Genomic DNA, 16707 nt, shown 5'->3' on the forward strand with positions numbered 1-16707 from the left:
ACAGGTATGACAACTTTTGCGCAAGCCTTAGGTAAGCTGCGGAAACGAGCACTTCCGATTCTAACGGTGTTTACTTACCGGGCGCGGAAGGGCTTGTTCCAGCTGTTGGTTTACATCATCCTGGTGTCGGTGGCCTTTACGTTCTTGCTTCCTATTATATACATGACGACCACGGGAATGATGACGGTAGAGGATTCGTACGACCCAGGTGTACACTGGATCCCTCGTACGCTGCAGTGGGAGAACTTTGAGCTGGCTTGGCAGGGATTGCACTATCCAGACGCGTTGCGGAACAGTGCCTACGTCTCAATCTTGGCTGCGATAGGCCAGGTGATCTCTGCGGGTGTCACCGGTTATGCCTTCGCACGCATTCGGTTCCCAGGCCGGGAGTTTCTGTTCATTTGTCTGCTGTTTACGTTTATCGTACCACCCCAGACTATTATTGTACCTTTGTTCATGTTGTTCAAGGAACTGGAGTGGATCGACACGTATAACCCGTTTATTGTGCCGGCCTTCTTTGCCCAAGGTTTGCGTGGTTCGCTATTTGTTTTGATTTTCCGTCAGTTTTTTGCGAAGCTGCCCTATGAGCTTGAAGACGCAGCCAGAATTGACGGATGTGGAGAGTTCCGCACCTTTAGTAGTATTATGTTGCCCTTAGCTAGACCGGCGATTCTAGTTAGCTTTTTGTTCTCCTTGGTTTGGCACTGGAATGACTTCTATGAGCCAATGATGTACCTGATGACCACGGAACGCTTTACGATGCCTTTGCGTTTGAGCATTCTGTGGAACTCGTTGAACGAGTTAACAGGCGGTCAGGCGAATGAAATATACAACCAGCCTTTGATCATGGCTGCATGCTTCCTGGTCATTCTACCTCCGCTGATTCTATACATGTTCACACAGCGCTACTTCGTAGAGGGCGTAGAACGCACAGGATTGGTCGACTAATGGCGTTAGGGGTAAGACCCCGGGGAGCATAGCATTACGGGTGGGAGGATTTCCGATGAATAATCTTGCGAGAACAGGAATCAGGCCGGAAGACAAGAAGCGACTCACCATCGCTGTTGCAGCGGTAGCCGTCGTGGTGATCATTGTCGTGGCGGTGGTTCTCAGTGGCCGGCCTAAGACTATGTATAAACTAGCCGCTGATAGCATTACCCGGATTAGTATCACTGGTGGGGCTAATCTGAGGTTGGAGCGCAAGAATGGAGAATGGCTCATAACCGACCCGGTGAGCTGGCCGGTGGGCGATGAGCGCTTGGAGCAGATACTGGCCTTCGTGACCGCGCCAAAAGGGCACAAGGCAGGCAAGGCGGGAGCAGATCTGTCCAAATATGGGTTGGATAATCCCTTGGCCCAGGTGACTGTGGAAGCCGGTTCCGAACGGGTCGCGATATTGATAGGAAGCCGTGTGCCTCGGAAGGCCGCCCACTACGTAAAGCTCGCGGACAGCAGCCTTGTCTGGGAGGTCAGTGAGGCAGACGTTGTCTTTTTCGCCCAATCAGAGCTGACCTACCGGAGCAGACACGTAGGTAAGTTCGGCAAAGACGTGGTTTCTTTGCAGATCGTGCGTGGGGATGAGACCATTGCGCTGCGCCGGCAGGATGATGGCCGGTGGCATGTGTTGCAGCCTTTCCAGGATATAGGTGATCAGGCTGTTATCCAAGAGTTGCTTGACTATCTAAGCTCCCTTTATATTAGGGACTATATCGATAACCCCGGTGCCTTGGATCAGTACGGTTTAGCTGAACCGGCAGCACGGGTGATCGCGGTTACCGAGGATGGGGATCGGGTGGAAGTAAGCTTTGGAGATGTGGCAGGACTCGGTGTTCGGTACGCCAAGAATGCCGACTTCGGTTCTGTGGTAACCCTAACCGGTGTACGTTTCTTGCCACTGTATATTGAGGCAAAAGACGTAGTGAAGCAGACTCTGCTGGATTTTCAGGTGGATGACGTAGTGGGGTTACGGATTCGCAACGAGTATGGCGAAGATCTCCAATTCAAGAAGATTAATGGGATCTGGTACGTGCATCCTGATACAGAGGATCAAGCCATGGCATTTAACGTCAATGCTTTGCTAAATGCGCTGCTTGATATTCGGATTCAGGGTGTAGAAGTGGGGATGGAAGGTATTGATGATGAGGAATTAGATAGTTCCCGCTTCGACGTGGAATTGGTCAATGGGCAGCGACTTTGGTTGCGCGTTTTCCTCCCCAGTGAGGGAATTGGTGAGGGGTTGGTGCAGGTATCCGACACAAATCGGCCGCACTATTACCGGATCCTGGAGTTTGGTAGTATGTTGCTGGCACGACGGATTGAGGCGGTGAGCACCAGTATCATCGATCTGCCCGTGGAGGAGGCCACCTTGATTCAGATCATGACGCCGGAGATCGTCGAGGCTACCACCCGGGGAACGCCGCAACCGTTGGAATACCGGTTGGATGTGGCCAACGGTGTCTGGAAGTCGGGACGTGACGTCTATTTTGGTGTGGAGGAATTCATCCAGAGCTTTTTGGACATCGTAGTGGAGACGATGGTGCCTGAGGAAGCAGGTGTTGACTATGGATTTGATCCCGCCAAAGGAGGACGTTGGTACTACCTAGCTACTGATCGAGACAACGTGCGGTTGGAAATTGGTGGGGAGGCCTCGTCTGATGGTTCTGTTCGGTATCTGCGGGTATCGGAGCGGCCCGGCATCTTCCTAGCAGAGGTCGGTTCCCTGGAGAATGTAGAAAAGGTTCACGCTCGGATGCACACCAGTCTGTTGGATGTTGATGTGGAGCGTCTGGCCAGGGTCGAGGTCTATAGGAATGGTGAAGAGTATGTCGTGGAGAAGTCTGGTGGCAATTGGGTGAATATCGAGGCTAGTGCCGTGCAGACCTTGGTAGACCAGGTGAAGACAGTGACGGTTCAGTCAGCTGCCCTTGATGTAGACCCTGCGGATTGCAAGTTCTATCCGGATAGTGTGGGTGTGCAGTTGCTATTCGTCTATGATGATGGTTCCTACGACCGGTTAGACTTAGGCGACCGGATCCAGCAAGGTGTTGGTTGGTTCGCATCTTATGTTTACTACCTGCGGGGTAGTGGAGAGACTGTCTACTTGGCAGCAGACTCTGTTGGTAGAAATCTGACTACGGCGATTAACAACTTCGTGAATCAGATTAAGTAAAGACGAGAAGAGGGGGGTAACCCCCTCTTTTACTTTGTGGTGGAGAGTCTCCCTCAAAGGGGACGCTTCCGGTAAGCGGTAATAGCTGTCGAGGGTTTTGTGTTTGGCCTTGGAGACCGCGACAATGGCAAGAAGCGGTAAGAAGTAGATGCTTGTTTGGGTCATGGTAGCAATAATTGTCCATGCTGCCAGGACTGTTCTGAGAAGGACGCCGGTTAACCCCATGTGTGATATGGGGTTTTCCCTTTTTGTAGTCGGGGCTAATGGGACTACGGGAGTGGCGAAGTTCGGTGTGTCCACTGTGGTAAAGCCGTCTTTGCGCAGTGGTCTACGGGGAGTAGTTTTCCAGTTGTGTAAGATAGTGGCCGGGCGGAGGAGCTTGTGGGGCTTCGGAGTACTAAGATGCTGTCTGTTGCTTTGGTGGGCAACTCATCAGAACTTCTTAACCGAGACCCTTTTGTGAGGCGTGAAAGCCTGATGGTAACGTCGTTTGCCGCAGAAATTTCATTGCAGCAGACGGCACTGATGTGATAAACTATGAAAGTATTAGCGCTGGGGACGGAGGAGATGCACATGAAGATTACAAGGGTGTATGTACAAAGAAGGAGCGAGCCCCAAGAGGTGCGCTTAAGGGAGACGCTTGTCAAAAGAGGCTATCCTGTTACGGAATGCAGGATTGAGCGGGTCTACCGGTTGGCTGGAGACCCCGTAGACGAGCGACTGCTTCAGTTACTGGTGAATCCTGTCTATGAGACATGGTCCTCCGAAAGCAGACTTGACCCCGCCGCTGGGCCTATTGTAGAGGTTAGCTACAAACGAGCGGTAATCGATCCTGAGAGCAACAGTATACTTGAGGGAGCAAAGGCGGTCAGTTTTGCGGGTTTGGTATGGGCAAGACTGAGTTACCGGTATCAGTTGCTGGGCGTTACTTCTGAGGAGGCGGACAGAATCGCCGAAGAAGAACTGATGAATCCCATCGTGCAGGAGATGGTGGCGAAGGAATGGGAGAAACTACTGCCCGGTGGGAAGAGTGATCCCGTACGATGGATCGATCTTAGCGGCTGTTCCGATGAGGAGTTGGTGCGGATTTCCGAGGAAAATTCCTGGTTTGCTCCCCTTGAGCAGATGAAGGTGCTCCAGGCTTACCAGGAGGAGCTGGGACGTCCCTTCTCCGATGCGGAGATCGAGATAGTGGTCCAAAGCTGGAGCGACCACTGTTACCATACCACCTGGAAAGCCTTGGGTCTAATGAAAGAACTGAAAAGGGCCACCAAGACCATTGATCATCCCCTGATGGTCTCGGTGTTTACAGATAATGCCGGTGGGATGGAATTCTACGACGGGTGGGTGGTCACCATCAAAGGTGAGACCCACAACTATCCTTCTTCCATCTCACCCTATGGCGGTGTAGCCACGAAGCACGGCGGTGTCATTCGAGACACCATCGGTTTTGGTAAAGGAGCCTATCCCATAGGGGGAAGCACCGTTATGGGTACGCTGGATCCCCGGACGCCGGCGGACGAGCTTCCTTCCGGTGCCTTGGCTCCGAGGTTCATCTTAAAGGAAGCCATTCGGGCTACCGCGGACTACTGTAATCCCATGGGGATTCCCCTGATGTATGCTGCCTACCGTCAGCATCCAGGCTATCCGAAATGTTTAGCCTTGGGGCACTCCCTAGGCTTGGTGCCCCGGGAGTATGCCCACAAGGATAAGGTCCAACCGGGCGATTTGGTAGTAGTGCTCGGTGGTCGTACGGGCCGAGATGGACTCCATGGCGCCACGTCCAGTTCCGCTACGATGAGTGGGGAAGACTCGGAGAAGGAGTCCGCCGCAGTACAGATTGGCGATCCCCTTATCGAAGCTAAGTTTATGCAAGCTATACCCCAATTGCGGGACGCAGATTGCATCCGGGCCATCACCGACTTGGGCGCGGGAGGTATTTCCTGCGGCGCTGGGGAGATGGGGGCCGAGACAGGAGTCATGCTGGACTTGGATAAGGTCCCCGTGAAGTATCCGGGGCTGACGGCTTGGGAGATTCTGCTTTCCGAATCCCAAGAGCGGATGCTTCTGGCCATTCCCAGGGACAAGCTAGCCCAGGCCGAAAAGATTTTAGAACAGTATGATGTGGAGATGGCGGTAATTGGTGAATTCACGGCCACCAAGCGTTTCCAGGCCACCTGGCAGGGCGAGCTGGTGGTGGATATCGGTATGGATTTCCTGTGGGGACGTTGTCCCATTGTGCCTATGGACATTGCGGAACCGCAGCCTAAAGCCCTGGTGGCAGAAGTAGATGCGCCGAGGAACCTTAAGGAGCTTGCGCCAGCCCTAAAGGCTGTACTCGCCCATTATCACTGTTGTGATCAATCGGCGGCCATCTTCCAGTTTGACACTACCGCGCAGGGGCGGACGGTCCAGGGACCCCTGGGAGGTATTACCGGTAAGATGCCCACCGATGCCTTTGTGGCAGCGCCCCTGTGGGGTAAGCCCTATGGTGTGGTGAGTACCTTGGCCTACAATCCCTTCTATGGGGATGTGGATCCCGTGGGCCTTGCCCGGTTGATGATGATTGAAGCCATCAGTAAGGCTGTGGTAGTCGGTGCCGATCCCGATGCCATCGCCCTTTGTGACAACTTCTATACCCCCCGTTGTGATGCGGAAGTGGGGTGGAATCTGAAGGGGATGGTGTCAGCCATTGCAGCACTTTCGGTGAAACTGGGCACTCCCTTCATTTCCGGTAAAGATTCTAGTTCAGGTACCTTCGTCTCCAAAGACGGGCAAGTTATTGATGTTCCCTACACCTTCGCAGTGGCCACCTTGGGCCGCATGCCAGACGTAGGGAAATTGGTGACCAAGGAATTCAAGCGACCGGGTAGCCAGATTCTTTTGGTGGGCTATTTGGATCCTGACAAACTGGGCGGTTCTGTTTACCTGGATTGTTACGGGCGTCGGGGTAATGAGTTGGCGGATCTTACCGATGAGAAAATTCTCGAACTGAAACAGTTGTGGAGAAAGCTCTATGGGCTCTACCAGAGTGAACAAAACCCGATCCTGGCCGCAGGCACCATCGGCGAGGGTGGGTTGTTTGTGAAGCTCTTTGAAATGTGCTATGGAGCTGGACTGGGGGCCGAGCTCGATCTGGGAGCCTTGCCCGAGGGCCGCTTGGATGGCAAGCTGTTGAGCGAAGCAGTCGGTGCTATCTTGGTAGAACTGCCACCAGAGGTGGATCCGGCTTCCGTTTTTGGGAGCTTCCCCTGGCAGGTGATCGGGCGCACCCTGGAACAACCGGTGATTAGACTGCAATCCGGTGCAGAAGAATTGGCGCTACCCATGGCCGAGTTAGTCAGTGTCTGGGAGAGCACCTTTAAGGAGATGATCTTGTGAGCAAGCCTACTATTGCCGTTATTTATGCCCCTGGGACCACCGACCACAAGGAGACCGTAGCGGCCATCGAGCTGGCCGGGGGCATCGGTGAGGTGGTCCTGTTAAGCGAGCTTGTATCCCGGGACCGAAGCCTGGGGGATTATCAGGGGGTGGTGATCCCCGGCGGGTCTTCTTGGGGAGATCATCTGGCACCCGGAAGGATCTTCGCGGCCCATCTGATCCACTATTTAGCCGATGACCTGCGGGTTCTCAGGGAAAAACAATGCCCGATCCTAGGGATCGGCAATGGTTTTCAAGTCCTCTGCGAGACGGGATTGCTTCCGGAAGGACAGGTCGGAACACCTACAGTCGCTCTCTTGGAAAACAGTTCTGGTCTAGCGGAGAACCGCTGGGTCCAGATGACAGTGGCCGATTCTAGTCACCCCTGGTTGCGGGATTTCCCCGAGCAGTTTAGGATGCCCGTGTCCTGTCGTGCCGGTCGCCTTAGCGGCGAGAATATCCGACCTGCCCTTTACTATGTGGACGAGTCCGGAGCGCCCACTGAGGAGTATCCCCACAACCCCACCGGTTCCAAGGGGGGGATCGCCGGTATCCTGGATAACTCGGGTGTGGTGCTGGGCATGATGGCCCATCCGGAACGGGCGGTGCTATCTGTGCAAGGTTCCACCGCAGGCTTGGTGGTATTCAAAAACATGCTCGCCATGTTGATTTAGGCTGATCAGTTTGGGCACTTACCAAATGATTCTGGTTGATACTGCGGGCGGTCCGGTGCATCCGTTGCACACTGCGGATTGCCCGCAGCACCATCCGCCAATGACTCACTTTGCCGCTGAAAGAAGCAATTCCACGCTGTTCCATGGTAAAACCTCCTCCTTCTTTACTTATTTCCATTATTGACGGAAAATAGAAAAATTATGCATGGAGGGAGGGCGGCGCTTGTACGTTGGCCGAACAATGACACTAAAAGAGAGGCAGTACAAATCTGGCCAGAAAGTACAGGATAGCAAGGACAATGACGACAATGGCACCCCACTTGATGGCAGCTACACCTACGGGTTCACCGCCGCGAAAGGTTTCGTTCATAGTTCGGACACCTCCCGGTGAGACTTTTACTAGTAGTATGTCGCACATCCATTACAGATTATGATCTGGTATAATGGCAATAACTGCTGAAGATGGGGGTGGCTTGCTGGTGCAGGTATCGGTGGTTGGTGCAGGTAGTTGGGGTACCGCTTTGGCTTACCTACTGGGTAACAAGGGCCTTTCGGTCCTACTTTGGTCCCGCCGGAGGGAAGTAGCCGACAGGATCAATGCAAGCAGAGAAAATACGGCCTACTTGCCCGTGAAACTGCCGTCCAACGTCCGGGCTACTTCCTGCCTGGAAGAGGCCGTAAGCAATACTCAACTCATTGTCCTTACCGTTCCCGCCCAGAACCTCCGTGGTGTCCTGGAACAGCTCCGTGCCCTCTACCGTCCCGAGGTCCCTATGGTCCATGGCGCCAAGGGCATTGAAGTCGGTACCGGCCTTCGGATGTCCCAGGTGGCGGAAGAGATCCTGGGTTACCCCATCGCCGTTTTGTCCGGCCCCAATCACGCCGAGGAAGTAGTGCGTCAGATGCCCACCGCTTCCGTAGTGGCCTTTCCTGATCTATCCGTAGGACAGTTTATCCAGGAGGTGCTTAGCACCGACCGCTTCCGGGTCTATTTGGAGCAGGACCTGGTGGGGGTGGAACTGGGCGGGGCCCTAAAGAACGTCATTGCCTTGGCCGCCGGTATTAGTGATGGGTTAGGCTATGGGGACAACACCAAAGCCGCACTGATTACCCGGGGGTTGGCGGAGATCGTGCGCTTGGGCATGTCCCAGGGGGCGGAACCCTTGACCTTTTCGGGCTTGTCCGGTTTGGGGGACCTGGTGGCTACCTGCAGCAGCAAGTGGAGTCGCAATCGCAATGCAGGGGAGAAGATTGGTAAGGGTTATCCCCTAGAAGAGGTTTTGGCTGGTCCCATGGTGGTGGAAGGGGTCTACACTACTGCCGCCGCCTGTCGCCTGGCAGAGAAGACCGGTGTGGATTTGCCCATCGCTTCTGCCCTGATGCGCGTTCTGGCCGGTGAGGTTTCCCCCAAGGATGCGGTGGACGAACTGATGACCCGTGAGTTAAAACTGGAGCGGATCTAACCTCTTGTCCTGGCAGCGAGTGTGGCAGGAATCTCTAGGGGAGCAGCGAACTTCTCTATCAGGTGTTCCTTTGTATTCGGAAGCAGCAAGGAGGGTAGAGGGCATAGCATTTGAACATGACTGATAACTCAAAGGCAGGACCCCAGTTTGCTCCGGTCTCTAAGACCAAGGTTTACGAGCAAATCATCTCGCAAATCAAGGATTTGATCTACACGGGCCAACTGAAACGGGGGGATCGGTTACCTGCGGAGCGGGTATTGACCAAACAGCTACAGGTGTCCAGGGCATCGGTGCGGGAAGCCTTCAGTGCTCTGGAGATGATCGGTCTGATTGAAAGCAAGCCCCGGGACGGTACCTATATCGCGGCCAATACCCGGGGGATGGTAGAACCCCTGTCGTTGGCCTTTATGTTGGAGGAGAACTTCGAACCGGCTTTTCTGGAGTTTAGGCAGATCCTGGAGGTGGCAGCCGCCCGGTTAGCCGCGATGCACATCACGGAGAAGCGGCTACAGGAGTTGGCGGAGCAGGTGGATCAGCTGGCCGTGCCCGATGAGAACAGGTCCATTGAGGCGGATCGCTGGTTTCACTATAACCTGAGCAAGGCGTCGAATAATCCGATCCTGGTTACGGTACTCGATGCCATCTCTGATGTCATAGATTTGAATATCCGGTCCCATCGGCAACGGTTGTTCTCCGATTCCGAGCTCAAGGCCCGCCTGGTGGAACAGCATCGGGACATTCTCCGGTGTGTCGGAGAGAGGGATCCCGATGCCGCCGCCGCTGCCATGGAACGACACTTTCAGTTCGTAGAGGAACGAATCGAAGTCTTAGGTTGGACGCGGAACAAGTGAGTCAACTTTGGTCTGACCATCAGGCCAAATGGAGGTGGATAGATTTGCGGATCTTAGTGTGCATCAAACAGGTCCCGGAGACCAGGGATGTGGAGGTGGATGAGAATACCGGGGTTCTAAAACGAGAGGGCGTTGACAGTAAGATGAACCCCTATGATCTTTATGCCCTGGAAGCCGGGGTGCAGCTGAAGGAGCAACTAGGAGCCACGGTGACAGTGATCACCATGGGTCCTCCCCAGGCCGCCGCGGTGGTCAAGGAGGCATACATGATGGGGGCCGACGAGGGGATCTTGATTTCAGATCGGAAGTTTGCCGGAGCCGATACCCTGGCGACAGCCTTTACCCTGGCCCAGGGGATTAGGCAGACCGGTCCCTACGATCTTATCCTTTGTGGCAAACAGACCACTGACGGTGATACGGCCCAGGTGGGTCCCGGGATCGCCGAGTTCTTGGGGCTGCCCCATGTGGCTTACGTCAGTGCTATCCTGGAGTCGACCTTGGAGCACATTACCGTTGAGATGGACCTTGCAGACAGTGTCCAGATCTGCCAGGTGGCCTATCCCTGTTTGCTCACGGTGACCGAGGCGACAAACCAGCCAAGGCTGCCGTCCTATCGGCTGAAGTTAGCCACCGCCGATCGCCCCATCCGGACGATCAGTCACGGCGATTTGCCCCCCTTTGAGGAAGTCTATTATGGCTTAGACGGCTCGCCCACCCAAGTGGAGCGGATCTTTCCTCCAGAGAGTAGGACCACTAGGAATGTCTACCGGGGCGATGCGGAGGAGTTGGCGGAACAGGTTTATCGGCAACTTAAGGAACAAAGGTTCATTTGAGGGGGGCTGTTGGGATGCTGTTTATTGACTACGACAAGTGCGATCGCTGTGGTCGCTGTATAGAGGTCTGTCCCTTCGGTGGCCTAGAGATGGCGGAAGGGCGGGTTGTTGTCAACGAGAAGTGCCGGCTCTGCCGGCAATGTCTAAAACACTGCCCACAGGAAGCCCTATCCATCGTGCGGGCCCGCAGGAAACGGCAGGATCTGTCCGCCTGGCGAGGGGTCTTAGTCTACGCGGAGCAATCGGCAGGGAAAATTCACCCGGTCACTTACGAACTCATTGGCAAAGGCAAGGAGTTGGCCCAGAAGTTGGATCAGCCCCTAAGCTGCGTTCTGGTGGGCCATGGGGTGCGCGAGGCGGCACAGGACCTACTGAAGTACGGTCTAGACAAAGTCTATGTCTATGACTATCCGGAGTTGAAGTATTTTTCTATCGAACCCTATGCCGCAGCGGTGGGGGATGCGATTGCCAAGTTGCGACCCAGTATTCTTTTGATTGGAGCCACTTCCATCGGCCGTTCTCTGGCCCCCGTTTTGGCCGTGCGCTTCCGTACGGGACTTACCGCGGATTGTACGGTATTGGATGTGAAAGAGAACGGTGATTTGGTCCAGATTCGCCCTGCCTTTGGGGGCAATATTATGGCCCAGATTGTCACACCCCGGCATCGGCCCCAAATGGCCACAGTCCGGTATAAAGTCATGGAGCCGGCGGTGGCAAGTCCAGCGGTCCAGGGCGAGGTGGTAGTCTGTTCCCTCACACCGGAGCAGCTACAGTCTAAGGTAAAGGTCTTGCAAGTTACACCGAAGCCTGAGGAAGCCAGTATTACCGATGCGGAGGTTATTGTGGCTGTGGGCCGGGGGATCCGTTCCGAGGGGGACCTGCAGTTGGCGGCGGAGCTGGCCCAACTCCTGGGGGGGCAGCTGGGAGCTACTCGGCCCCTGGTGGAAAATGGTTGGCTGCCCTATACTCGACAAATTGGTCTGAGCGGTCGAACCGTAAGACCCAAGCTATTGATCGCGTGCGGTATATCAGGAGCTGTTCAGTTTGTGGCAGGTATGGGCAATGCGGAACAGATCTATGCGATCAATACGGATCCTAACGCCCCCATTTTCAACGTGGCCACCCACGCGATTGTGGGGGATCTGTATCAAGTAATTCCGCGGCTCATTGAGCGGATCAAAGGGGAGGGTATCCATGGCTTGGAATAGGTTAACTGAGGAGGATGTGGCCCGACTGAGGGAGATCTGTACTCCTGAACGAGTGTATGTAGGCGAAGCGATCAACGAGGATTACTACCACGATGAGCTAGCGGAAGTCCGTGCCCAACCGGAGGTGCTGGTGGAACCGCTCACCACCGAGGAAGTGGCGGAGATTATGAAATACGCCTACGAACACAATATCCCCGTAACGCCCCGGGGAGCTGGTACGGGACTGTGCGGCGGTGCGGTGGCTATCCACGGGGGGATCCTGCTTTCCACGGCCAAGATGAACCAAGTGCTGGAGATTGACGAGGCCAATCTCACCGCCACCGTCCAGCCAGGAATTCTGCTGATGGAATTCAGGGACATCGTAGAGAGTCGTGGGTTGTTTTACCCGCCGGATCCAGGGGAGAAGAGTGCCACCATCGGTGGGAATATCATGACCAATGCCGGCGGCATGCGGGCGGTCAAGTATGGTGTGACCAGGGATTACGTGTTGGGTTTGGAGGTAGTGCTACCCACGGGACAAGTGATTCACACCGGGGGCAAGGTGGTCAAGAATAGCTCCGGATACAGTCTGCAAAACCTTTTCATCGGCTCCGAGGGCACCCTGGGGATTGTCACCAAGGCTATTCTCAAGTTGCTTCCTAAACCCAAGAAGCAAATCAGTTTGCTGATCCCCTTCGCGGATCTTAAAAACGCTATCGATACCGTGCCAAAGATCATTCAATCCAAGGTGATTCCCACCGCCATTGAGTTCATGGAGCGGGAAGTGATCCTCGCTGCTGAAAAATATCTGGGGAAGGCTTTTCCAGATAAATCCGCACCAGCTTACCTCTTGCTCTCCTTTGATGGTAATTCCACAGAGGAGCTGGAGGCCATTTACGACCTAGTGGCTCAAAGGGCCCTCGACTGCGGTGCCGTTGATGTATTGATCGCGGATAGTCTAGAGCGGCAAGAGGCCATTTGGGAGGCCCGGGGGGCATTCCTGGAAGCCCTCAAGGCCATGAGTGACATGGACGAAGTTGACGTGGTGCTGCCGCGGGACACCATTGCTGACTTTGTGGCCTTCACCCATCAGTTAGCCAAAGAAAGCGGAATCCGGATCCTAAGTTTTGGTCATGCGGGTGATGGCAACTTGCATGTGTACATCCTCAAAGATGAGCTTCCGGAGGAAATCTGGCGTCCGCAGATGGAAGAGCTAATGAAGCGCATGTACGATGAGGCCCACCGCTTAGGCGGTCAGGTCTCCGGCGAGCATGGGATCGGTTACGCCAAACGATCCTATCTAAAGGATTCCCTGGGTCCGGTTCAGATGGAACTGATGCGGGCCATTAAGCAGGCCTTCGATCCCAAGGGGCTCTTGAATCCCGGCAAAGTGGTATGAGAATAAAACCCGGCCTTTGGGCCGGGTTTTATGTTACATGCAACCGGTACACACCGTGGGGAAACGTTTCTTGGGATACCTGATACATTTGCCTTCGTAGTTTTGGAGATATAGTTCCGTCGGCGTTTCTTTAATGATCCGTCGAGGTTCCAACGGGATCTTGCCCCCTCCGCCCGGCGCGTCGATTACGAAGCGGGGGATAGCAAATCCAGTGGTACGCCCTTGCAATGCGCTGATGATCCGCAGTCCCACCTCCGGTGAGGTACGGAAGTGTTCGATTCCCGCCACCAAGTCGCACTGATAGAGGTAATAGGGCTGTACTTTCATCTGTACCAGTTTGCGGACCAATTCCTGTTGCACTTCCGCAGAATCATTGATTCCGGCGAGGAGGACCGTTTGGTTAAGGACGGGAATGCCGCCGTTTACCAGCTTGGTACAAGCTTCCCTTGCTTCGGGGGTAATCTCCTTGGGATGATTGAAATGAGTGCTCACCCACACCGTGGGATAACCCTGGAGCACCTGGACCAACTCATCGGTGACGCGGAAAGGATTGGTTACTGGTGCGCGAGTGCCAATACGTATGATCTCTACATGGGGGACCGAGGCAATCACGTCCATGATGTGAACTAACCGTTCATCGGAGAGGGTCAAGGGATCGCCACCGGAGATGATGACATCCTTGATCTGCTCATGGGTCTGCAAGTATTCCCGGATCCGCTCCAGGTCTTGTTCCGTAAGGGCCACATTTTCCAGTCCCACCCGCCGCCGTCGGGTGCAATGACGACAGTAGGTGGCGCACAGCTGGGTCGCGATGACGAGGGCCCGGTCGGGATAGCGATGGACCAGGAAGGGTACCGGCGATTGCTCTTCCTCAGCCAAGGCATCGATGTGCTCAAAGGGATAAGACCTGGCCTCTGCAGGCAGAGGAATGGCCTGCCGCCGAATGGGGCAGGTGGGATCTTTGGGATCGCACAGTGAAGCGTAATAGGGTGTGACGGCTGTAGGGAAAGTGATCTGATTGCTTTCCAAGGCCGCCTTTTCCTCTTCGGTCAGTTCAATCAGCCCGGAGAAATCGTCAACAGTCTTTAACCGATTTCTGAGTTGCCAACGCCAATCGGACCATTCTGCGCTTTGGCCTTGTTTCATGGAGGTCTTCAACTCCTTCTGTCTTCTCCCGTGGACGGTACTGCCGCTACGGTCATAATCGCGTCGGTCATCCCGTGGATGATCTTTTTGTCACTGGGACAAAGGGTTACTAACACGCCAGCTAACTGAACCTGATTATCCTCAACGAAATAGTAAGGACAAAGGCGTGCCCGGGCCTGCATTTCTTGTTCTTGCTGGTGGTCAAAATCGTAGTAGGTGGTACTAAACTGCCTGCCCTTGTGGAATTCCTGGAGAATATGGGGTGTGGTTGCGAAGCTAGCCAAGGCATTGTCGATGGCCGCCGCCCATTCTTCATTATTGACGTCGTTGCCAACTACTACCCCGCGGCTTCCCCATGCCAGCTCTGAGAAACCAGAAGGCTTGATGACGAAGTCTCTTTGTCGCCGCGAAGCTTCCTTGAGTTCCGTCCATTGACCGACTATTTTGCCGTTAATGGTTAACCCCGGGATTACCCCATAGGGTGGCAGCGCAGTAGGATCCAGGATCCACGTTTTCGGAAATACCTCTGCAAGTAGGGTAAAATGGGCTTTGCTTAGGTTATTTCGCCAGAAGGATTTCAGACGGGGATTGTGAAAGAGCCCCATCATCATTTTTTCTTCCAGATAACTCTTCAAAGGCGGTGTAGCCTTAAGCATTTCCTTCCGGATCGCATAGAGAATCAAGTCAATCTTGGGGATATTCGGTAGATCGAATAACTCAAAGAAGCGGTACAGGATATCGATTCGCTGATTATTGACGTATAACCCCGTTTCATCAAATTGTAAGTCTCGGGGATGCACCTGATGGGCGCGCAGTCCTTCTACGGTCAGTTGTCTTGCCACATAGTTCATCTCCGGCCGGTAATCCTCGGACTCATCGGAGACTACGATCGCCACCACGGGATCCTCTTTTTCTACCAGCCCTTTCAGAGCCTTGCCGAAATAGTGGATTATCCCGGTGGCACCGCCCACTATTTCGTATCCTAAGGCGCTGTATCCTTCGGCTAAAGCTGCCGTAAGTCCGATACCTCCGGGGACCGAGTCCAGTTCTGTGATCACAAAGCCTGTGTCTGTGGGGATGATATCCGGACGGATGACTAGTGGCAAGTCATGCTTGAAGCGGTTCATCCTACCATAATCCCTGACTCGTTCCGGTTTGCCTACGCTCAGGTAATGGTTCACCCATGCCAAGTCCCTATTCCTAAGGCTATAGCGATATAGAGCGTTCAACGCTTGATAAAACTCATACAAAGCTGGACCTAGTTTGCTAAGAAACTCAGCGGTGGCGGGATCTAGGGGAAAGGGGGCGGGAGAGATACGGAAAGGGACACAGCCTCTTTCCAGGAAGGAACTCCTTCCGGTTACCTCCGCCGCGATGAGCCTTTCCCGAATCGCCAAACAGTTTGTGCGAACAGAATCCTGAAGTTCTTTCAAGTTGCTCACCCAATATGTCTTTAGGTTATGCCAAATTATATCACTCATTATGGGAAGTAGCAAGGTAAGACAAGTTGCCACCGAAGCTGCAACTATACCCTCAAACTAGATCTGTCGTCGATAACTGTAACCGCGGTCTCCTCCGCTAGTTGGGTCATCTTGGAATCTGTTTACCCGGTAGTATTGTGACCTTACAACCGAGGCGGCAGTCCGTGTTCCCAAACGCACACGCGGGTAGAAAAGACCTTCTAATGGGACTGCAGGTTGCCCATCCTTAGGGGAAAGCGTCTGTTTCGGGGCAGATCCTCTGGTTCCTTCCAGTGCCCATCTAGGAAAGCACGGACTTGAGGGAGCTAGAACCAAATGGATCGAACTCATAGAGAGGCAGGGTACTACAAAGACTTCGTCTACTCACCATACTCCCCGCCTAGAACACCAGGTGGAGGTTTCTTGATACTCACAGAACTCTGCCTGCTGGACAGCGAACATATGACAACCCAAGATGACTCCCAATATTTCCTCTTCCACCTGTTCCAATGTCCTATTCGGCCCATTCCACGCATAGTTGACATCAGACTCATTGTACACGGGTAAGCTGAAACTTGCACTAGATAGTCATATAAAAATATAGTAAAATAAAAAACAATTAAAGAACATTATGTTCGTAGGTTGGTAAATTCGGGTTATGTCGTAGGAGAACCGGAACAGTGGTTTCCCTGTGTTCTGACGGTGAGTGCTGCTTTGGGTATTGCCAATAAAGCCTGAGACACAAAACCCATTTGCCTGTTTGTATATCGAAAAAGTCAGACCCTGGGGTGCCTTTCCGCTGTTTGTCACCAAGGGCCTATTACTGTTGAAAGGGTGGTACTATGGGCTCTGAAACCCGGATCTCGCAAGGGTCGGTTACTACAGTGCATTTTTTGTAAAACCAAGCCGTTTTTCTCCCGGTGGGTTTATCAAGAGAGAGTTTTGGCAGGTTCAGCAGTAAATCTGGTGACATAAACTAGTAGTAGTGGGATATTATGGCAGACAATAGGTGGAGTTGGACACACTTACCCTTTTCCCTTTCTAGCAAAGTCTTTGTTCTTTGAAGGTGTGGATTCAGGCTACACTTGGACGGCTTGTCTCCATA

12 protein-coding genes are annotated in these 16707 nt (G+C 53.8%); 9 read left to right on the forward strand and 3 right to left on the reverse strand.

The genetic code is table 11. The annotated features are described in order from the left end of the window. The first annotated feature begins 6 nt into the window (after positions 1–6). From GXX57_04910 to GXX57_04925, 4 genes are all read left to right on the forward strand, one after another. On the forward strand, positions 7–948 hold the full coding sequence (locus GXX57_04910) for a carbohydrate ABC transporter permease (protein HHV43987.1): 942 nt from the start codon (positions 7–9) through the stop codon (positions 946–948). A gap of 55 nt (positions 949–1003) precedes the next feature. Beyond that, on the forward strand, positions 1004–3169 hold the full coding sequence (locus GXX57_04915) for a DUF4340 domain-containing protein (GenBank protein ID HHV43988.1): 2166 nt from the start codon (positions 1004–1006) through the stop codon (positions 3167–3169). A gap of 573 nt (positions 3170–3742) precedes the next feature. Next, positions 3743–6550, forward strand: coding sequence for a hypothetical protein (locus GXX57_04920; GenBank protein HHV43989.1), 2808 nt, complete (start codon positions 3743–3745; stop codon positions 6548–6550). After that, complete coding sequence (locus tag GXX57_04925) at positions 6547–7263, forward strand: phosphoribosylformylglycinamidine synthase (GenBank protein ID HHV43990.1); 717 nt, start codon at positions 6547–6549, stop codon at positions 7261–7263. Before GXX57_04920 ends, GXX57_04925 begins: the two co-directional genes overlap by 4 nt. Here the strand turns inward: GXX57_04925 and GXX57_04930 are convergent. Next, positions 7235–7408, reverse strand: a complete 174-nt coding sequence (locus GXX57_04930; protein HHV43991.1) for a hypothetical protein — start codon at positions 7406–7408, stop codon at positions 7235–7237. The two genes, GXX57_04925 and GXX57_04930, sit on opposite strands and share 29 nt — an antisense overlap. A gap of 331 nt (positions 7409–7739) precedes the next feature. On the opposite strand from GXX57_04930, the gene GXX57_04935 reads away from it, so the two are divergent. The 5 genes from GXX57_04935 (at position 7740) to GXX57_04955 (ending at position 12996) form a co-directional block, all read left to right on the forward strand. Beyond that, positions 7740–8726 carry an NAD(P)-dependent glycerol-3-phosphate dehydrogenase gene (locus GXX57_04935; protein ID HHV43992.1) on the forward strand — a complete coding sequence of 329 codons (987 nt, stop codon included), beginning with the start codon at positions 7740–7742 and terminating at the stop codon, positions 8724–8726. A 116-nt stretch (positions 8727–8842) separates the two neighbouring features. After that, positions 8843–9577, forward strand: coding sequence for a FadR family transcriptional regulator (locus GXX57_04940; GenBank protein ID HHV43993.1), 735 nt, complete (start codon positions 8843–8845; stop codon positions 9575–9577). Between the two features lie 44 nt (positions 9578–9621). After that, the gene (locus GXX57_04945; GenBank protein ID HHV43994.1) at positions 9622–10410 is read left to right on the forward strand and encodes an electron transfer flavoprotein subunit beta/FixA family protein; all 789 of its coding nucleotides are present in this window, start codon (positions 9622–9624) and stop codon (positions 10408–10410) included. A gap of 14 nt (positions 10411–10424) precedes the next feature. Beyond that, positions 10425–11618 carry an electron transfer flavoprotein subunit alpha gene (locus GXX57_04950; protein ID HHV43995.1) on the forward strand — a complete coding sequence of 398 codons (1194 nt, stop codon included), beginning with the start codon at positions 10425–10427 and terminating at the stop codon, positions 11616–11618. After that, positions 11605–12996, forward strand: coding sequence for an FAD-binding protein (locus tag GXX57_04955; protein ID HHV43996.1), 1392 nt, complete (start codon positions 11605–11607; stop codon positions 12994–12996). The genes GXX57_04950 and GXX57_04955 overlap by 14 nt, the downstream gene beginning before the upstream one ends. Positions 12997–13029: 33 nt before the next feature. Here the strand turns inward: GXX57_04955 and GXX57_04960 are convergent, their stop codons facing one another. Both GXX57_04960 and GXX57_04965 read right to left on the reverse strand, forming a co-directional pair. Beyond that, a complete protein-coding gene (locus GXX57_04960; GenBank protein ID HHV43997.1) occupies positions 13030–14142 on the reverse strand; it encodes a KamA family radical SAM protein in 1113 nt (370 codons plus the stop codon). A gap of 8 nt (positions 14143–14150) precedes the next feature. Then, positions 14151–15539: a hypothetical protein gene (locus GXX57_04965; protein HHV43998.1), complete on the reverse strand. Its 1389-nt coding sequence runs from the start codon at positions 15537–15539 to the stop codon at positions 14151–14153. Between the last annotated feature and the right edge of the window lie 1168 nt (positions 15540–16707).

This window comes from Bacillota bacterium (genome assembly GCA_012839765.1).
Lineage (GTDB): Bacteria > Bacillota > Limnochordia > DUMW01 > DUMW01 > DUMW01.